A 19,340-nucleotide genomic window follows, 5' to 3' on the forward strand; every position below is an offset into this window, starting at 1 on the left:
GAGTGATGAAGCATATAAAATACTATATAGGATTAGTAATACTAGGAGTAATAATTTCTTGTAGTGGCGATGATGATCGTCCACCACTGATTACCATCAACGAGGCACCGGGAGTTCCAGCTTTGGTGTTTCCTACCAACAATTTGATTTGTACCAGTGTTGATTTAGAGTTTTCCTGGAATGTGGTAATCGATAGTGATGGCGATGCAGTTCGTTATGTGATCGATATCGCCAGGGATAGTAATTTCAATGACATAGCCTTTACGGTAACGACCACAAGTACCACCAATACTTTTACCTTAGAGAAGGGTGTACGGTATTATTGGAGAGTACAAGCCATAGATAGTGAAGATAATGCAAGTAATTATTCACCGACACAATCTTTTTATACAGAGCCAGAGGCTACGGTAAACAGTTTACCAGCAGTCCCAGAATTAGTGAGTCCAGCACAAGGCTCACGTATATCGGCAACAACAGTTAGTTTAGCATGGAATGCCAGCGATAGCGATGACGATGTGCTATCGTATGATCTTTACTTTGGAGATACGAATCCTCCTGTATTATTTGCAGAGGATCTTGATGTTACCACTATGGATGTGGATGTATCTTCAAGGAAAGTGTATTATTGGCGGATAGTGGCTAGAGATTCCCATCAAAGTGCAACGATTAGCCCGGTGTGGAACTTTAGAACAGAATAGCAACTACTCAACCTAGCAAGCGATTACGGAGGTAAGGGGCCGTAACGTGTTTATGCCCACTCTACATAGAGTGGGTATTTTATTCTTATTTAAAAACCTCAGGAAAAGGAGTAAGTGCTATATCCCAGATCAAAGGCAACACAAAATAGATCAAAATCGTAGTGATGACAATAGAGACGATATTCATCCAAAGCCCTACTTTCATCATTTTAGGAATAGTCAATAAACCAGAACCAAAAACCACGGCGTTAGGAGGTGTAGCTACAGGAAGCATAAAAGCACAAGAAGCGGCGATCGTTGCGCCTATCATCAAAAAGTAAGGGTGAACATCTATAGATAGCGCCAAAGCAGCCATAACAGGCATTAACATTGCTGCGGTTGCTACATTTGATGTAATTTCGGTTAAAAAATTAACCACCATAACAATGGCAAGAATAAGCAGTAGAGAAGGAAACATTTTAAACAATGCCAATTGATTTCCTATCCATTCGGCAAGTCCAGAAACTTTAAAACCTTCAGCCAGGGCTAATCCACCACCAAATAACAATAAAATTCCCCATGGAATGTTTTCTGCCGTTTTCCAATTAATGATTCCCAATTTTTGTCTTTTCTGAGAAGGGATTACAAATAGAACAATCGATCCTGCGATGGCAATCAAGGTATCACTAATACCAGATATAATATGTTTCAGTAAAAAAGAACTAGTCATCCAACATACAGCAACAGTACCAAAAACGAATAGCACTGCTTTTTCTTCATAAGATATCTTACCTAAATCATCCAGTTGGTTTTTGATCGCTGTTTTACCTCCTGGGATTCCTTCCACAGCAATAGGAAATACTTTTTTGGTTAAATACAACCATCCTATGATGAGCATCAAAACAGAGAAGGGCAACCCCAGCATCATCCATTGCGCAAAAGAAATTGTTTCGCCATAAAGTTCTTCGGCTATGCCCACAAAAATAACGTTGGTAGGAGTCCCAATAATAGTAGCAATACCTCCAATAGAACATCCATAGGCCATGGCAAGCATCAAAGATCTACCCATGGTGTTTTTTATCGTTTCTTCGGCCTGAATTTGAGAAACTACAGCAAGTCCTATGGGGAGCATCATTACTGCAGTAGCGGTGTTAGAAATCCACATACTCAAAAAAGCCGTGGCGATCATAAACCCAAGAATTACCTGATTCCAATTACTTCCGATACGATAAATGATGGTAAGGGCAATCCGTTTATGAAGGTTGGTTTTCTCTATGGCCGAAGCCAGGATAAACCCTCCCAGAAAAAGAAAAATCATTGGATTAGCAAAAGCCCCAGATACGCCTTTGATAGGCATAACCCCTGTTAATGGGAAAAGTACAAAGGGAAGTAAAGCTGTTACAGCAATAGGAATAGCTTCGGTAATCCACCAAACTGCAATCCAGGTTGCAATGGCAAGGGTAGCCAATCCTTCTTTGGATAGTCCTTCGGGACTTAAAAAAAACAAAATAAACAAGAATAGAACAGGACCTGCAATAAGTCCGATAGTCTTTGTTTTCATGCAGTACGAATTAATAGTATCCTTTTTTCAAAAAACGGATTTGGTGAATTTACTGCATTTTTTACGAAAGCCGAAACCTCTTTTAGATATTCCTTGATCTAGAGTGCTAGTACCTTTCCTTGTAATTTTGCTGATTTGTAGATGGCTTCCACAATTCTGACATCTTTCATACCTTCTTCTCCTGGGACCATTACCGGAGTGTTATTGATGATGGATAAGGCATCATCATCCATTTGTTTGGCTTGTTGATTTCTAATAGGGATATTTAATAAAGTACCATTACTTGCCTTTCCTTGTACACCAGCATACATAGAGAATGGAGCCAGAGTGTACCACCCCTTTTCGCAATCTACATAAAGTTCATGCATCGATTTACCAACACTGGTTTTACCATGGGCAATAGCGCCAGAGGGGAATTCTAAGGTGAAATGAGTGGTCTCGTCGGTTTCGGTAAAAATTTTGGGTCGGGTGGTCATTTGTTTGGCAGATACGGATATGGGTTCTTCTCCCGTCACATACCGAGAAGCGTTGAGTGCATACACCCCTAGATCATACATCGTACCACCACCTAACTCAGCATTTAAACGCCAGCTTCTTGCAGGATTTGAGACATTATATCCTATTTCGGCTCTTAGCGTTTCTATTTTCCCGAAAGGTTTTGTTGTTGCCCAATCCATTACCGTACGGGTATTAGGTTCGTGTTGCATACGATATCCGATAGTGAGTTGTACTTTATTCTTTTGACAAGCATCGATTATGGATTGGCATTCGGCTTCGGTTTTGGCCATGGGTTTTTCGCACCAAACATGTTTCCCAGTATTGGCCGCTCTAATCGCGTATTTGGCGTGCAAACCAGTAGGGACTACAATATAAATCACATCAATATCGGGATTGTTAGCGATTTGATGCATGGTATCGTAGTTGTATACATTTTGATCCGGGATTTTATACCGTTCTTGCCACTTAGGGATTTTCCAGGGGCTACCCGTTACAATACCTGTAAGCTTACAATGTTTGGTAAGCTGCAAAGCTGGAGCAAGAACTGTAGAGCTATAATTTCCTAAACCTACCAAACAAACACCAATTTGTTTTTGAGAACCGTTTGAAAAGATGTTGCCATATGGTAATAAGCTATACCCAAGTGCAAGGCTGGTATTTCGAATAAAATCCCTTCGATTGACTAACATATCTATTGGTTTTTTGTGATGTATGTAAGGTACTAGATATCAGCATACAATTGTGTTGCTGATTTGTTAAATCGAAGGGATTACTCTGACTGACTTTATAAATGTTATACTGCCTTAGTACTGATTTTTTCCTGAAGTTTTAAAATGTTTCCTAGACTTTTAAAATACAGCCTTCTTGATTTTGAAATGATGCTATCAAGTTGCTGTAGAATCTGATTTAATTTTTGTCCGTCTAAGGTGGCACTCGATATGAATGCGACATTTTCTGCCAGCAAGTGTTCTTTTAATGAAGAGATATGTTTAGTATTATTCATGGATGGTAATCGTAAAACATCTACTTCATTAAGTGCGTGAATTAATTGGTTATGCAAGGTGTTGAACTGACCTGCAAAAACTTTTGCCTGATTTTCGTCTAAACTACCGATAGCATTGATTTCATCAATTTTTGTATGAAATTCGTTTTGAATACCAATAAATGCACGATGATATTTCTGGAAATCGAATTGGAATCGATAACGTAAGATCAATTCATCTTTTTCTGTAGCATTACTAATGGCATAAATGGCAGCAAAAACTTTTTCATCAAAGTCTTGATACCAGCTATCCTTATTTACCTCTTCTACCAGATCTTTATATACTTTTTCGGCTTCTTTGTTGCTATACTGTGTTCCTCGGAAATTAAACTGTTTCTCTTTGGTTTGTTTGCTTAATACTTTAGTCAGCAAACGAAACTCATCATCGACTTCCTTTTCTCGATCCATTTTTTGCTGTAGTCGATTTCCATATAAATCCTCGAGAACATTAATGCTGTTCGAAGTGGTAATTTGATGCTCGGTAAGCATACGTTCCAGGTTGTCCAAAGGGAATTCTGAAAAGAAACGGTTATCATAGTTCCCAAGATATTTAGGATCAAATTGTGTTTCTTCAATTTCGGATTCTATAAATTCCTGAATTTCTGTTGCTGAAGCAAAAGGGGTATCCTTGGATAAATTAAAATTAACGGTAATCAGGTTCTTGGTCACCTTTTCACACAAGGCTTCTTTGTCATCAAATAATATCCAAGGCGATCGGGTATCTTCTATACCTTCTACAAAATTCTTCTTGGCGTTATCTTCTCTCTTATATCCGGATGGGTGAGAGGCATACATGTTAGGAACATGTGCGTCGTCGTCTTCCAGAAATACTCTTTCGTGATTACAGTTTTCCAGAAGGTTATCCTTAAACTCTTTTTTGTTTTTCTTCAAGTATTCGTAGGCAGAAGTCTGATGGTAAAACAGATTAGAGGAGTATTTTTTATCTTGAATTGCCGAAAACACATGTTCTGAAGCAAAATTCAACGCTTGTGTAGTAGCATCCAGTTTGTATAAACCGTTTACAATAGCATTACTGCCCGTAACACTTACCGCAACCAGATCGGCATGATATTCCATTTGTCTGGATAACGAAGACTGAAGCAGATTGATCCCTTTATAAATCAAAACCATGACTTGTCTGGTGGTCCAAACGGCAGGCATCAATAACCAGGCAAAAATGGCAATTCGAATATCTGAGTTTTTCATGGAGTCCAGAGTTCGATCCCAATAATCACGCTCATTCACCATATCATAAATAATTCGATTGGTCATATACACATAACTTCCCAAACGCATACTGCTTTGCGAAAAATGCCCGAATTCGTGAGCAAGTACGGCTTTGAATTCAGTAAGATTAAGACCGTTTACCAATCCAAGACCAATCAATAAGTTTTTCCGGGTAGGGATAAATAAACTCAATATGGTACTGTTATAAAATACAGCCGCATTAATTTCGTGGTTTACAAATATTTTCTTCGGGAAAGGTGCTTTGGTTTCCTCACTTAATGTTCTAATGAATTGAAAAAGCTTTGGATGTTCTTTTTCAGTAATTTCTATATTAAGAGGATTATCATCGAGACGTTGTTTTTTGAATATGAACTTAATCATAAACAACACAAACATACCACTCATCCCCACGGTACCCGCTTTTAGTAAGATGGTAAGTTTATTGATGTGGCCCATGTCATACGTTAGGGCGAGATAAAAAAGATAAATAGACCCGGCAACCGCGGCTGCATATAATGCAAAAAATAGAACAATCCCCACCAATACTACAAATACATTCTTTTTGTAGTTGGTAGTAATCTTAGTAAAGTTTTTTCGGTCTAACTCCGGACTTAAAGGGTAAAAATCAGCCATTGATCAATCAGTTTTAGTTAGTGATTTCGTACAATGTTTTGTAACATTTATTGTAAGTGTCACAAGAATCTGAGATGTTACCCCTAATATGAATTAGTTAAGGAAAGTACCTTGTTTTTTTAGATCTTAAATTTCAATATACGTATCTACAGTACGGTCACTTTTGATTTCGCCGGTATGCTTGGTAGACGCTTTTTCAAATAGAAGAACATGTACCTCTTCACCATCTTTGGTAGAAGGGCAGTGTTCTACACCTTTGGGAACTACAATAAGCTCTCCAGCTTCTACCGTTACGGTTTTGTCTCTGAATTTCATGTACAGCGTCCCTTTAATCACCTGAAAAAGTTCATCTTCATCATCGTGTTTGTGCCATATAAAATCACCTGATAGTTTTGCCAGATATACTTGATTATTATCTACCATGGCAATACGATGAGGATGCCATTGCTTATCAAACTTGGATAATTTGTCTTTAATATTAATCGCTTCCATAGACATTAAGAATTTTGGAAAAACAAGGTACTTATTTCATCCGTGATCCGGGTGGGTCTTAACGTTTCTTTATGCAACAAACACCATACGGTTTTGGCAGATACTAATTCTTTTTGAGTGGTTGTATTAATGATTTTGGTGCAGCGCTCGCTTTTCACACCTCGATGGCTATCGATCCAGGTTCGTACTGTTATGGTATCTCCCAAAAAAGCAGGGTTATGATATTCTATAAAATGATTGAGTACTACCCAAACGTAGGTGTTTCTTATGTGATCATCGATTTTGGATTCCCAATGTTTTTTGGCAACGTCTTGGATCCATTGCAGGTAGACTACATTATTAACATGATTGATATCATCAATAGCAGATGCAGGAACCTTAAAATCGTACTCGAAAACTTCTGAGGTCATAAAGTAAATTTTGTCAAATGTACTATAAAAACCTATAGCAATTTTGTACGATAAAACGTGTTAATCTAAACAATAACTTAAAAAGGTTAAAATAATGCCTTTCCTATAAAATATGTTCTAATTTTAGGAGCATTAACCATAACAAATATATTATATGAAAACAAACCTTTTAAACATTCCCGGGGTAGCTACGCTATCGCGAGAAAGTCAAAGTAAGATTAAAGGTCAGGCTGGAGTTGATTTATCACTATGTGGGTGTTCTTGCAGCGGATCAGTAACAGGGCCTGCTTATTGTAGCTGGTACCTGGCTTGTCCGGATGTGTACACCTGTGAAGACACCTTTTAGTACTCTTTAAAACTTGTTTTGTGAAATAATTACTTTAAGTCATTTTGAGCAGCGTCGAATCGTATTGCTGGTTTTTACGTTTTGATAATGCTCAAAATGGCAATAAAAAATGCTACTAGAACTGCAGCATTAATTTAGCGATATAGAAGAACAAAAAGATCCCGAAAATATCATTACTGGTGGTAATAAAAGGACCGGTGGCAATGGCAGGATCGATTCCTCGTTTATCCAGAATGATCGGAACAAAAGTTCCTATTAATGCAGCGACAATAATCACACAAAGCATAGATATGGCAATGGTTAAACTAAAATCCATTTCCATACCGATAATCAAACCAAATAAGATAACCAATATACCAAGGGTAATACCACTGATCAAACTTAAACTTATTTCTTTTACCAATCGGTTAAATAGACTTCCTTTTACAACGTCGTTGGCCAAACCTTGAACGATAATAGCCGAAGATTGTACTCCAACATTACCTGCCATCGCTGCAATTAGCGGAGTGAAGAAAAATAGTTCTTTGTATTTGGCAAGGGCATCTTCAAAACCTTCCATAATAAAAACACTTCCCAAACCTCCAAATAACCCTAGAATCAACCAGGGCAATCTAGCGCGAGTAAGTTCTAGTACGCTATCATCTGCTTCTACATCTTGCGATATACCCGCGGCAAGTTGATAATCTTTTTCTGCCTCATCTTTGATAAAATCTACGATATCATCAATAGTAACCCTACCTACAAGAACACCTTCGTGATCCACAACAGGAATAGCCTCCAAATCATACTTTTGCATAACCCGGGCTACTTCTTCTCCTTCGGTATCAACATCTACAAAATCCACCTTTGGAATATAGACATCACTAATTTGCGCTTTGGTAGGAGCTGTAAGTAAATCTTTTAAGGATAATCTTCCTTTCAGCTTATCCTCTTTGTCAACTACATAGATCGAATGTACACGTGTTACATTTTTTGCTTGTCTTCTCATTTCGCGAACACAACCTGCAATAGTCCATGTTTCTTTAACTCGAACCAACTCCTTGGCCATTAACCCTCCAGCAGTATCTTCTCCATAGCCAAGAAGCTCTTTGATATCCTCGGCGTGCTTTTCGTCTTCAATCTCGGCAATTACCTCTTCAGCAAGCTCATCAGGAAGTTCTGCAATCACGTCGGCAGCATCATCGGTATCCATCTCTTCAAGCTCCTCGGCAATCTCTTTAGCAGAAAGGTTTTCTAGAATACGCTCACGGAAATCTTCCTCGAGTTCCATAAGGGCTTCCGAAGTTTTTTCGCTATCCAGTAATTTGATGATATAGGTGGCCTCTGTAAGGTTGAGCTCTCCAATAATTTCTGCAATATCAGCAAAGTGAATTTCATTGAGCATACTGCGCAATTTTTTATCACCTGCATTTTGGACGAGGTGTTGCACTTCTGTTATAAGCTCTTTGGAAATCTGAAACGCCATATTACAATGGTTTGCGGACTTTTGTGCAAACGCTCACAAAGATAACCAAAGAATTTAATTGAGCTTTATGGCTGTGTTAAATGAGATGGACTTATTTTACAATCGATATTTTTTAAATCAATCGTTATCCTTATGTATCTTGATTTTCAATTTGAGAAGTTAACTCAATAAATTGAGCTACAGATAATTGCTCTGGTCGTTTGTTAAAAATATCCAATGCCTTAATTTCTTCGTGGAGCTGAAGTGTTTTAAGACTGTTTCTTAAGGTTTTCCTACGTTGTCCGAAAGCTGTTTTCACTACTTTAAAAAATAATTTTTCATCACAAGGTAGCGTGTAGTCTTTTTTTCGAATTAATCGCAGTACACCACTATCTACCTTTGGAGGAGGATTAAATACACCGGGAGGCACAGTAAACAAATATTCAGCATCGTAAAAAGCCTGAACCAATACCGATAAAATCCCATAGGTCTTACTACCTTCTTTTTCACAAATACGTCGTGCAACTTCTTTTTGAAACATCCCGGTAAACTCAGGAATCTGATCCCTATATTCTAAAGTCTTGAATACGATTTGAGAAGAAATGTTATAAGGAAAGTTACCTGTAATGGCAAAGGGCTCATTTTCGAAAAGTGCGGTGAGGTCAAATTTCAAAAAATCAGCTTCTACGACTTCAAAAGAACGGCTTTTTTGCATCGCCTTTGCATGTTCCAAACGAAAATGAGTATTAAGATACGCTATAGATTCGGTATCGAGATCCATAGCAACTACATGCAATTCTTTTTCAAGAATGTATTTGGTAAGTACCCCCATACCAGGACCAATTTCGATTACATGGTCGTATCCCGAACAGGTCAGGGTATCTCCAATTTTTCTTGCAATATTTTCATCTTTTAGAAAATGTTGACCCAGATGCTTTTTGGCACGTACGGTATCCGTTTCATTGGATTTTGAAAAAGAGGAATCGGGATGATAATTTTTTTGTGTTTAGCCATTTCGCTCACTCACAATTTCCAGTTCGGTTCTAAAAGCAACAAATTTCCCTGCAAATCGTTGAGATTCTGCTCGCAGTCGATCGGCATCTTCGTTATAATATTGTTGTAAGGTCTCTTTGCTATTGGTGGTATATTGAACAGAATAGGTAATTCCTCCCATTTCTTCCTGTACCAAAACTTTGGTCATTAAGGCTTTGGTAAATTTTCCTGTAGCCAACATATCAGGGATATGTTCATTTTTCATCCAGTCCACCCATTCGTTATGAACGGTCTCATCAATATTTATGGTAACATTATATATGTACATCGGTAAGATATCTTTATTGTGGCAACAAAGGTAGTAAACTAAGGAGTATTGCCTACTGGTGAGATCAATTTATTGCATCACCACGAAGCGCTCTATATTTTTTGCGAGCCTCCACAAAATAAATACTGTCTGCATGATTGAAGATGATCTTTTCATACAGTTCTTTGGCTTTTTCGGGTTCGCCCAATTGATTTGTATACAGTTCTGCTAACCAATAATACGCATCGTCAACCAATATATCTTCGGGATAAAACTCAATAATTTTCAGGTAATTTATCTTGGCATTTTCAAATTGTTCTTGTTTTTCAAACAACTTGGCTTGTCTTAAAAAGGCTTCATCTTCTATCTTTTCCCCTTTGTGATTGGTAAGTATTTCCTGATATTGCGCAATCGCTTCTTCATTCTTGTTCTGAAACGCTAGCAAATCTCCTCTGGCAAAAATCTTAAGAGCCGTTTGTGTAGAGTCTTCTTGAGAATTGTCGCTAATGATAAGACTCAATTCCATCGCATCGTTGGCAATCAGCTGCGAAGTGGAAGATTTAAGCACATCCAATTGGGTTTGCGCCCAAGAAAAATCCCCTTTATAATAACTCGTTTTGGCAACTTTGAAACGTGCATCCTGAGCCAGGAAATTATTCTTTAAGGCATTTTGTACTTGTGTATAATAGATGAGAGCCTGATTAAACTTTTGGTCGAGGACCAAAATATCTGCAATTTTCATTTTGATTCTGGAAGATTGAAACCTAGATAAACGCTCTCTTTTTATCAAATCTTTTAAGAAAGCAATGGCTTCCTGCTTTTTATCTTGATTGAATGCCAGAAAATGTGCATAATCCACTTGCAAACCAATAGTCTCTCGGGATTTTCCGTACTCTTCAAAAACTTTATTGTATTGCTCAACTATGGATTTATACTCTTTCTTTTTACTGTTGTCTATCTTGGCTTTAAGGATAATCTTGTGCGCGGTGAGTTTCATATCCTTGGAAGCCGAAGTCTCCAGAATATAATTCAAAATTTCGGTTGCCGATTTTAAATCTTTCTCAGAAATTGCAATTCGTGCTAAATCAATTATTCCCTGAGGGCCTTCTTCTTTACGCTTGTATATCGCTTTTTCATGAATAAAAGCTTTTTTAAACTCCTTTTGCTGCACAAATAACCAGCTTAACATTTCGTTGTACAAAATGTCCGGGTTTTGTTGTAGTTTCTTAATGAGCAACTTTTTGAAAATGATATTGGCTTCATTGGTAGGATCTGCAACAATATAATCACTAAAATTGCGCTGTACGATATTGATATAGTTAGGCTGAGATTGTAAAAGAGAGAGGTAACTAGAAAACATTTTTTCGAGTTTCCCTTGTTCTCCGTAGATTTTGGCTAGCTGCACATTATAATTCGCTCTAGGATTGTCTTGCATTCCTTTTTCATAAATCAGTGCGGCCTCATCCAGGAGATTGTATTTCTCGAAGGTTTGCGCCAAAGAATAGGCATGATTGAGATTGGTATTGTCATAAGCAGCGATAGCTTTATTGTAATAGATACGAGCTTGATCTGATTTTCCTTGTAAGTCATAATGATGCCCCAATTCTACCAATAGTTGTGCATTGTTTGGATTTTGGTCAATACGCTTTTTTAAAATGGTTTCTGCCTGTTCGAATTGTTCTAGTTGCTGATATGACTCTACTAACCCTAGTAAATAATTGGTCCGATTGGGATATTTATCAAACAGTTTTTGGTAGATGCTCAATGCTTTTTCATACTGCCCTTGTTGCATATAGTTCTTAGCCAACTGCTCCGACTGAGCAGAAGCAGATAGTGATATGCATAGGACTAAACAGAAAAAGAGAAAGCGCATTTTGCAGTTTTTTTGTAAATATAGCAAAATGCGCTTTAGCAGTATGTTATAGATAGCTTAATCTATGTATTCAAAACCACAGTAAGGTACAAGTACCTCAGGAATCTTAATTCCCTTTTGGGTTTGATAATTTTCTAAAATTCCAGCCAGTACTCTTGGTAATGCCAACGAGCTACCATTAAGTGTATGCGCCAATTGTTTTTTACCGTCGTTATCCTTGAAGCGTAATTTTAATCGATTAGCCTGATACGATTCGAAGTTAGATACCGAACTGATTTCCAACCAGCGATCCTGAGCCGTAGAAAACACTTCAAAATCATAAGTTAGTGCAGAAGTGAATCCTATATCACCACCACACAAACGCAGGATACGATAAGGTAGTTTTAATTCTCTAAGGATATCTTTTACATGATCTACCATACCGTCCAATGCAGCATAAGAATTCTCAGGTTTTTCTATTCTTACGATTTCTACCTTGTCAAACTGATGCAATCGATTCAATCCACGTACATGAGCTCCATAAGATCCAGCTTCTCTTCTGAAACAAGGAGTGTATCCTGTACAGCAGATCGGAAGATCACTTTCTTTTAGTAGATCTCCCCTGAACATATTGGTTACTGGTACCTCGGCTGTTGGGATAAGGTAAAGATCATCTCCTGTAACATGATACATTTGCCCTTCTTTATCGGGTAATTGTCCGGTACCATATCCAGAAGCTTCGTTTACCAAATGAGGTACTTGATATTCTTTATAACCAGCTTCTGTATTTTTATCTAGGAAATAGCTGATCAATGCACGCTGTAAACGGGCACCTTTTCCTTTATAGACAGGAAAACCAGCTCCGGTTATCTTAACACCAAGTTCAAAATCGATGATGTCGTATTTTTTGGCTAGCTCCCAGTGAGGTAATGCCCCATCTTCCAACTTAGGAATATCACCTTCTCTAAAAACCTCTTCGTTATCCTCGTCACTTTGCCCGTTAGGAACAGAGTCATGAGGCACATTAGGAACCGTATACAAAAGCTCAGAAAGTTGAGATTGAATTTCGGTAAGCGTAGTCGACAGTTCTTTTGAAGCTTCCTTAAGTTGTGCAGTTTTTTCTTTTAATAAATTCGCTTTTTGCTGCTCTCCATTTTTGAACAACATTCCAATCTCTTTGGAGAACTTATTCGAATCTGCTAAGGTGTTATCTAATTTTGCCTGTGTTGCTCTACGCTCTTCATCAAGCGCAATGATTTTTTCTAAAACCGGAGCAGCATCAAAATTACGCTTGGTCAAAGCGCTTACATAATGATCTTTGTTTGCGATGATTTGTTGTACTACTAACATGATATCCTACTTTAGGAGATTCTACGAATTAAATTAATGAAGGAGCAAATTTAAATAAAAGACTGGGTTAAACGGATATGAAATAAACATATTTTATTTAGAAACCGCACTGCCAAGAATATTTAAGATCATTTCTAGAATAAATAGCCAGTTTCAGATTTTGAAACTGAAGAGTATTTCTTTTGCACAATGAAAAGATTTGCACGTTAGGCTTGTCCATAGATACTTCTGGAAAAAAGAAAAATAATAGGGGTAACCTTTTGCAGAACTAGTACACATAATGAAAATGTAAGGCGTAAGTGTATTCAATAAGAATGGTTGACCCAATGGGTATAAGGTCCTTTCTTTTTGAAATACGAAAACCGCATATGTATTTAATAATCTCAAAATTAAAATTGTAAATGGGAAAAAAGTTAATAGTTGTTTTAATCATCATTTTAGGGTTTCATGGGTATGGCCAGGTTAATTTTGAAAAAGGATACTTTGTCACCATGGGTGGAGAGAAAACCGAATGTTTGATAAAAAATATCGATTGGAAGGATAATCCAAAAGAATTTATTTACAAACAAGCTTTAGACGGGGAGGAACAAACCGAAAGCATCGCAAGAGTTAAAGAGTTTGTGATTAATGGTATTTCAAAATATATAAAGGCTACAGTAAAAATGGATCGTTCTTCAGAAAGTATAGAAAAGTTAACTGAAGATAAAAACCCAAACTTTAAAGAAGAAACGGTGTTTCTGAAACAACTTGTAGAAGGAAAGGCAAGTTTATATCGATATGAGGATGGAAATTTAAGACGATTTTTTTATCAAGTAAATGAGGGTGAAATTCAACCATTGGTCTATAAAAAGTATAAGTCAGAACAACGATACCAAAACCGAACCATACTCGCTGTCGCCAAAAATAATCATTACAAGCAGCAAATATGGAGTGATTTGAAATGCGGTGATCTAAGTTTGAAGGATGCAGAAAATGCAGAGTACCGTACCAATAGTTTGATTAAATATTTTGTAAAGTATAATTCGTGTATGGATCCAAATTTTGTTCTAAAGAGGAATACTACCCAAAAAGATGCGTTTCATATTACGATTCGCCCTGGGGTGAATTTTTCATCCTTATCGGTAGATAATAGCAGAAACAATCTTAGGGATATTGATTTTGGGGGTAATACAAGCTTCAGGATTGGGGCCGAGATAGAGTACGTTTTACCATTTAATAATAATAAATGGTCTGTGTTTTTAGAACCAACTTTTCAATCCTATAAGGCAGAAAAGTTCATTACCTATTTTCAATCTACATTACTTACTATCGAAACCAATGTGACCGCAGATTATACGTCGATCGAATTTCCTTTGGGAGTAAGACATTACTTTTTTCTGAATGATAGCTCAAAATTATTTGTCGATGGAGGGTTGGTGATTTTTGATGCCAGTATAGACTCTATCATTGATTTTGAAGATGATCGAGGAATGGATTTAGAGATTGATGGAGGAGAAACGGGAAGTAATTTCTTTGCCGGTTTTGGATACAATTACCAGAGTAAATATAGCGTAGAAGCTAGGTACGGGTTTGGCAGAGAACTACTCGGACCTTTTTCTGGATTGTCTTCTAGTTATAATACCTTCTCCTTGGTTTTTGGATATACGATATTCTAGTTTTATTTAACACCATAATTAAGAATGTGGTGATACAACATTTTGATAGTTGTGTCACCACATTTTTTTGCTTCAAATATATCTTTTTACCACCAAATTTATGGTTAAGATAAGTATCAAATTGAGGTGTAAACACTACTTTTTGAACAAAATATGATCACTTCTTTTATAAAACATATGACAAACAGTTGACGCGTGATATGTGTTTGTTCTTCAGTTGATTAAATTAATTTTTTTATAGGGTAATATTCATAAATGTTATCCTGATCTTATTGCAAAGAGGGAATTTCTGCATATATATTTGTCTCATCACGAACGGGCAAAACAAACACAAAAAATCACTCAAAATGCAAAAGACATTACTCAGTATTATGCTTACGTCGACCTTGACAGTTTTCTATGGAAAATTTGTTGAAGTAGGAGTAGATTCAAAGGGGAAAATAGCTACAGAGTCCTTTGATACATCTTTGTCAAATACAAAGGGAAATGACCTCACTTTTTACAAGAACGAAGTCAGAAACCTAGCAAAACAACATCTTCTTATTATTCAATAAGTAACTAAATAATCATGTTTGCTCATGATCCGATAGGGAGTGGATTTGTAATACAGTTCCAATAAGAGATGTACTATCACCATAACAACTCTAATTGGTAGAGAATTCCGAAAAGAGGATCGGAAAGAGTATCACTACAAAAAATAGCTGGGTTTTTAAAACGAATTGACACAAGCCCCGAGTGTCACTAAATGGTCGGGGAGATGCATTTAATTTTAAATTATTTTTTATGAAAAATTCATTGTTAAGCTTAGGAACAGTATTAACGAAGAACCAACAAAGAAATGTTACTGGTGGTCTTGATATCATTACCGCTGTTATTTGTGATGATCGTCATTGTTGGGAAGGTGAAGTAGATACAGAACGTCAAATCCAGAGAAAAGACGGAACCTGGGTGCCATAATGGTTTTGAGCAAATTAAGAGGTCATTGCAGACGGTGGCCTCTTTATATAATGGAAAGTAGAAGGTTTAGTTCAAAATAAAATAAGATAACAACACCAGGTAAAGCTTAGCATGAGTTATTTGGTGTTTTCTCAACGCTTTTTTGTTTTTATTCTGTTTTTTAATTTTTAATAAACAATTTCCAAATGTAATTTTTAGAGTTGAGAACATAAGGGTAATATACAGGTGTGGTATACGGGGTAGACAGCAATTATGCCACACCGCGACCCTTGTGATAATGATGTTTGGAGTAGAAAATTAGTTTTAATTCTTTAAACCATCGAGATCTTTCAATAATTGTTATCACAAAACTGATGGCTAATCCTTTGGCCAATCCGAATTTTCCCAATGTGATCTATTTCGTATGTGCTTCATTTAACGAAGAAAATAATTCTAAATGTAAAGAGTAACGAAAAAACAGCACACAACTTATCTTCTAAAAGTAAACATGACCTATAACAGAACACTATAGAATCGCACAGGAGGTTTTAAATCAACAACTACGGGAAATACAAAAACAATCAACAACAAAATTGAGAATCAATGAAAAACAAAATAACATGTATCTTGTCGATTTTCCTATTATACATAGGATATGCGCAAGATAGTTTTTTGCCAAACGTCACACCGCCCTCTCCAGAAGCGGCGGCTTTATCACGATTTACAGAAGTGCCTGTATCACACTATACAGGGTTGGCAAACGTATCGATACCGATTCATACCATTTCGGTAAAAGGGCTTCAGATACCAATTAGTATCAGCTATCATGGTAGAGGAGTAAAGGTGTCGGAAACAGCACCACGAACAGGTATGGGTTGGTCACTAACTTATGGAGGTGATATTTCAAGACAAATTAGAGGTGAGGCTGACGAATCTGGATATTTTGGAAATGGTAATGATTTTATGACAGTACCATTAAGTCTAACAGCAAGGCAGAGTTTCTTTGCCAGAGAAAGCGAAGTTAGGGATTACGATTATTATCCGGATCAGTTTACCTTTAGTGGTGGAGGTACCAGTGGTAAATTTGTATTCGATTATGAAACTTTAGAGCCAGTGATTCAAAGTTTTGGAGATATAAAAATCACCTATGAAAGAGAAATAATACGAGGGATTAAAAAACGAATCATTGCTTTTCAAGTTACCGATGCTAGCGGAAATATTTTCTACTATGGAATTTCTAAAGATCGCCAACGACAAGCCAGAGATTTACAACTTTCTTCTATAGGAGAATCCATTTACTTGAACGGAAATGTGGTTAGAGATGGTTCAACTCCATCAGAACAAAACTTTAATTCCTGGAAATTACTAGATATCGAAACGCCTTATGGGGAGGTGATTAGTTATCATTATCAAGATGAGTCTCCTATTCGATATGATAAATCCTATGACAAGCATGATCCAACCCCTGGATCCCATACCAACACACCAGGAAACCTGAACAATATCCTCAAAATTAGTTCAAAAGTATCTAGGATAGATGAGCAGGTATGGCAATTAAGTAAAATCACATATAGTCAGGGAAGTATTGTCTTTACCAAAGAATCAAATCTACGTCAGGACTATGATGGGTATGCTTTGGATAAGATAACCATATATGATCAAAACAATCAAAAGATCAAGGCCTACGATTTGAATTATAGCTATACGACAAGTACGGATTATTCTAATGTCTTAAGCCACTTGACTCAATTGCCGATGTTTACTAAGTCGCTTAAAAGAATGTTTTTGAGTAGTATAGAAGAAGAAAGTAGTAATGGAGCAAGCTTACCTCCTTATGAGTTTACATATAATTCTACGGTTTTGCCAAGTCGTTTTTCAACGAGACAAGATTATTGGGGGTACTATAATGGAGCGGCTAATAATGGTCCCTTTTTAAGACTGTTTGAGTATGGTAATTACAAACCAGATCGAAAAGTACATCTAGAAAACGCTAAAGCAGGAATACTAGAGCAGATCAAATATCCAACAGGTGGGATTACCAAATTTACCTACGAACATAATAGAGGTCAAAAACCCTACTTTTTTAATGACGTACTCACCCCAGCTATTAATCCATCTTCAGATGTAGGTACGAAGATAGAATTGACCAAAGAAGATTTTTATGATGTAAATACAGGAACATATAAGACATTAAATTATACGTTTCCGGCTAATACTCCAATCAAGTACAAGTTAGAATGTTTCCACTTCAGAGATATTAATGGAGATCCCAATATCCCCGACTGTATTTTTGAAGTTTCGAAAGATGGTTGGCCCATGGAGATAGGAAAAGAAGTAATATTTTCTAATTGCCAGGGGAGCACAGATGTTAGTTTTGGAGTACGAGTACCCAGACATCCTAGTGTGCCTAGAGATTTACATTTAAACCGCAATTATAATTTTAAGTTGACGATCACTTACGATCAACCTAGTGCGATATTGTATTCTGGTGGGAAACGTATTAAAAAGATAGAATACATCACAGAAAATGATACTCGTGTAAAAGAGTTTGATTACACTCGTGGGGGAGGCGAAACCGGAATCGTAATAGGCCTACCGGGATATTTGAATTTTGATAAGAACAATAATTTTAGCCCATGCTCTTATAATGTATCTAGCTATTTTGATCAGACCAGCGCTTTTAGTTCGTATCAGGCCAATAGTATTGGATATTCTTTTGTAACAGAATACCATGGTACGAAGGTGGCTAACGAAGGGAAAACAGATTACTATTTCACCAATCTTCCGGATGGTGGAGGTGATTATTATGATTTCCCGTATCACCCACCAACCGATAATGAATGGTTACGAGGAAAGAATGTAAATACAATGGTATATAGCAATGTGCCAGGTCAAGGATACGTATTAGAAAAAGAAGTTATTACCAATTACTTGTACGGAGATCATTTTTATGGTTTTAATTCAGTTGGAGGAGCATTGACCTATCCTAATTTTAGTTTTAATCCGGAAGGAGAAGAATATGGTTGGACCCAAAACAAGTCTTCATTAGATAAAGTGAATTCCAGAACACTGTTTAAGCTTCCTTTATTTATGAAGTATGGATATGGAAATATTCTTGATAATAGTACTTGGGGATACAGAGTCTATTATTTAACCGGTGGTACTGTAGATCTATATAGTACCACAGAACGCAATTATTTTGAAGGAGAACTTCTGGAAAGTGAAACCAAATACTTTTATGATTATGACAATCATTATCAGTTAAAGAGCTCTGAGATGACCGATAGTAATGGTGATGTGTATAAAACGGTCAATGACTTCAGTCCATCTTTGATAAGTCAACACAGAATGCAACCAGTTACTACAAGCACCTACAAGAATAATATTATCAAGGGAAAACAGCACACAGTTTTCAATAGGTTCAATGGGAAATTGTTGCCATCAATCATTCAAACTAGTAAAGGTAGGCAAGCATTAGAAGATCGTGCAGTTTTTCATCAATATGATGCAAAAAGCAACCCTGTTGAGGTGAGTAAAAAAGATGGGAGTAAAATCTACTACGTATGGGGATACAATAATTCTCAGCCTATCGCCAAAATTGAAGGATATACAGCTGTTAGTTCGGCTCAAAAAAGCTTAATCAGTGCGGCGATCAATGCATCCAATGGTGATGTATCTGTCGCTACAGAAAACACTTTGCGTACAAAACTAAATGCCATTCGTACTGGTTTTCCAACAGCTCAGGTAACCACCTATACGTATAATCCGCTAATAGGAATCACCAGTATAACGGATCCTCGAGGAGAAATCTTGTATTATGAGTACGATGAGTTTAATAGATTAAAGTTGATTAAAAATTCAGAAGGGCACTTACTTACTGAGCAGGAATACAACTACAAAAACTAAAAATTGAGTAA

The 19,340-nt window shown here is 36.9% G+C and carries 15 protein-coding genes and 1 pseudogene; 6 read left to right on the top strand and 10 right to left on the bottom strand.

From position 1 onward, the window contains the following. The first annotated feature begins 5 nt into the window (after nucleotides 1-5). On the top strand, nucleotides 6-698 hold the full coding sequence (locus tag AC0L3Q_RS02825; protein ID WP_473284940.1) for a hypothetical protein: 693 nt from the start codon (nucleotides 6-8) through the stop codon (nucleotides 696-698). An 85-nt stretch (nucleotides 699-783) separates the two neighbouring features. Here AC0L3Q_RS02825 and AC0L3Q_RS02830 read toward each other — a convergent pair whose 3' ends face one another. The 5 genes from AC0L3Q_RS02830 to AC0L3Q_RS02850 form a co-directional block, all read right to left on the bottom strand. After that, a complete protein-coding gene (locus AC0L3Q_RS02830) occupies nucleotides 784-2,238 on the bottom strand; it encodes an SLC13 family permease (protein ID WP_473284941.1) in 1,455 nt (484 codons plus the stop codon). A 98-nt stretch (nucleotides 2,239-2,336) separates the two neighbouring features. After that, nucleotides 2,337-3,425, bottom strand: a complete 1,089-nt coding sequence (locus tag AC0L3Q_RS02835; protein WP_473284942.1) for a Gfo/Idh/MocA family protein — start codon at nucleotides 3,423-3,425, stop codon at nucleotides 2,337-2,339. Between the two features lie 104 nt (nucleotides 3,426-3,529). Then, nucleotides 3,530-5,638, bottom strand: a complete 2,109-nt coding sequence (locus AC0L3Q_RS02840) for a M48 family metallopeptidase (protein WP_473284944.1) — start codon at nucleotides 5,636-5,638, stop codon at nucleotides 3,530-3,532. A gap of 126 nt (nucleotides 5,639-5,764) precedes the next feature. Further along, nucleotides 5,765-6,130 (bottom strand): cupin domain-containing protein, encoded by a 366-nt coding sequence (locus AC0L3Q_RS02845; RefSeq protein ID WP_473284946.1) that lies wholly within the window; start codon nucleotides 6,128-6,130, stop codon nucleotides 5,765-5,767. Nucleotides 6,131-6,135: 5 nt separating this feature from the next. Then, a complete protein-coding gene (locus AC0L3Q_RS02850; protein ID WP_473284948.1) occupies nucleotides 6,136-6,540 on the bottom strand; it encodes an acyl-CoA thioesterase in 405 nt (134 codons plus the stop codon). Between the two features lie 154 nt (nucleotides 6,541-6,694). On the opposite strand from AC0L3Q_RS02850, the gene AC0L3Q_RS02855 reads away from it, so the two are divergent. Next, entirely contained in the window at nucleotides 6,695-6,886 is a 192-nt protein-coding gene (locus tag AC0L3Q_RS02855) for a hypothetical protein (protein WP_473284950.1), read from the top strand. 115 nt (nucleotides 6,887-7,001) lie between these two features. Here AC0L3Q_RS02855 and mgtE read toward each other — a convergent pair whose 3' ends face one another. From mgtE to serS, 5 genes and pseudogenes are all read right to left on the bottom strand, one after another. After that, the gene (gene mgtE / locus AC0L3Q_RS02860; RefSeq protein ID WP_473284952.1) at nucleotides 7,002-8,351 is read right to left on the bottom strand and encodes a magnesium transporter; all 1,350 of its coding nucleotides are present in this window, start codon (nucleotides 8,349-8,351) and stop codon (nucleotides 7,002-7,004) included. Between the two features lie 130 nt (nucleotides 8,352-8,481). Further along, a pseudogene (gene rsmA / locus AC0L3Q_RS02865) lies at nucleotides 8,482-9,300 on the bottom strand (16S rRNA (adenine(1518)-N(6)/adenine(1519)-N(6))-dimethyltransferase RsmA); the annotation flags it as partial. 36 nt (nucleotides 9,301-9,336) lie between these two features. Beyond that, the gene (locus tag AC0L3Q_RS02870; RefSeq protein WP_073321697.1) at nucleotides 9,337-9,651 is read right to left on the bottom strand and encodes a DUF4286 family protein; all 315 of its coding nucleotides are present in this window, start codon (nucleotides 9,649-9,651) and stop codon (nucleotides 9,337-9,339) included. 64 nt (nucleotides 9,652-9,715) lie between these two features. Continuing rightward, a complete protein-coding gene (locus AC0L3Q_RS02875) occupies nucleotides 9,716-11,503 on the bottom strand; it encodes a tetratricopeptide repeat protein (protein WP_473284954.1) in 1,788 nt (595 codons plus the stop codon). A gap of 57 nt (nucleotides 11,504-11,560) precedes the next feature. Continuing rightward, nucleotides 11,561-12,832: a serine--tRNA ligase gene (serS, locus tag AC0L3Q_RS02880; protein WP_473284956.1), complete on the bottom strand. Its 1,272-nt coding sequence runs from the start codon at nucleotides 12,830-12,832 to the stop codon at nucleotides 11,561-11,563. Nucleotides 12,833-13,233: 401 nt separating this feature from the next. Between serS and AC0L3Q_RS02885 the strand changes: the two genes are divergently transcribed. The 4 genes from AC0L3Q_RS02885 to AC0L3Q_RS02900 all read left to right on the top strand — a co-directional run bounded on the left by AC0L3Q_RS02885 (nucleotide 13,234) and on the right by AC0L3Q_RS02900 (nucleotide 19,329). Beyond that, a complete protein-coding gene (locus AC0L3Q_RS02885; RefSeq protein ID WP_473284958.1) occupies nucleotides 13,234-14,487 on the top strand; it encodes an outer membrane beta-barrel protein in 1,254 nt (417 codons plus the stop codon). A 347-nt stretch (nucleotides 14,488-14,834) separates the two neighbouring features. Continuing rightward, on the top strand, nucleotides 14,835-15,041 hold the full coding sequence (locus tag AC0L3Q_RS02890; RefSeq protein ID WP_473284960.1) for a hypothetical protein: 207 nt from the start codon (nucleotides 14,835-14,837) through the stop codon (nucleotides 15,039-15,041). Between the two features lie 229 nt (nucleotides 15,042-15,270). Next, the gene (locus tag AC0L3Q_RS02895) at nucleotides 15,271-15,444 is read left to right on the top strand and encodes a hypothetical protein (protein ID WP_473284962.1); all 174 of its coding nucleotides are present in this window, start codon (nucleotides 15,271-15,273) and stop codon (nucleotides 15,442-15,444) included. Nucleotides 15,445-16,026: 582 nt separating this feature from the next. Then, nucleotides 16,027-19,329 (top strand): RHS repeat domain-containing protein, encoded by a 3,303-nt coding sequence (locus tag AC0L3Q_RS02900; protein WP_473284964.1) that lies wholly within the window; start codon nucleotides 16,027-16,029, stop codon nucleotides 19,327-19,329. The last annotated feature ends 11 nt before the right edge of the window (nucleotides 19,330-19,340 follow it).

This window comes from Aquimarina sp. KJ22-3 (assembly GCF_055808215.1).

Bases quoted from the DNA above. Each gene is read 5' to 3' on its own strand.
- AC0L3Q_RS02825 (WP_473284940.1), top strand. From the start codon at position 6: ATGAAGCATATAAAATACTATATAGGATTAGTAATACTAGGAGTAATA.
- AC0L3Q_RS02830 (WP_473284941.1), bottom strand. From the start codon at position 2,238: ATGAAAACAAAGACTATCGGACTTATTGCAGGTCCTGTTCTATTCTTG.
- AC0L3Q_RS02835 (WP_473284942.1), bottom strand. From the start codon at position 3,425: ATGTTAGTCAATCGAAGGGATTTTATTCGAAATACCAGCCTTGCACTT.
- AC0L3Q_RS02840 (WP_473284944.1), bottom strand. From the start codon at position 5,638: ATGGCTGATTTTTACCCTTTAAGTCCGGAGTTAGACCGAAAAAACTTT.
- AC0L3Q_RS02845 (WP_473284946.1), bottom strand. From the start codon at position 6,130: ATGGAAGCGATTAATATTAAAGACAAATTATCCAAGTTTGATAAGCAA.
- AC0L3Q_RS02850 (WP_473284948.1), bottom strand. From the start codon at position 6,540: ATGACCTCAGAAGTTTTCGAGTACGATTTTAAGGTTCCTGCATCTGCT.
- AC0L3Q_RS02855 (WP_473284950.1), top strand. From the start codon at position 6,695: ATGAAAACAAACCTTTTAAACATTCCCGGGGTAGCTACGCTATCGCGA.
- mgtE (WP_473284952.1), bottom strand. From the start codon at position 8,351: ATGGCGTTTCAGATTTCCAAAGAGCTTATAACAGAAGTGCAACACCTC.
- AC0L3Q_RS02870 (WP_073321697.1), bottom strand. From the start codon at position 9,651: ATGTACATATATAATGTTACCATAAATATTGATGAGACCGTTCATAAC.
- AC0L3Q_RS02875 (WP_473284954.1), bottom strand. From the start codon at position 11,503: ATGCGCTTTCTCTTTTTCTGTTTAGTCCTATGCATATCACTATCTGCT.
- serS (WP_473284956.1), bottom strand. From the start codon at position 12,832: ATGTTAGTAGTACAACAAATCATCGCAAACAAAGATCATTATGTAAGC.
- AC0L3Q_RS02885 (WP_473284958.1), top strand. From the start codon at position 13,234: ATGGGAAAAAAGTTAATAGTTGTTTTAATCATCATTTTAGGGTTTCAT.
- AC0L3Q_RS02890 (WP_473284960.1), top strand. From the start codon at position 14,835: ATGCAAAAGACATTACTCAGTATTATGCTTACGTCGACCTTGACAGTT.
- AC0L3Q_RS02895 (WP_473284962.1), top strand. From the start codon at position 15,271: ATGAAAAATTCATTGTTAAGCTTAGGAACAGTATTAACGAAGAACCAA.
- AC0L3Q_RS02900 (WP_473284964.1), top strand. From the start codon at position 16,027: ATGAAAAACAAAATAACATGTATCTTGTCGATTTTCCTATTATACATA.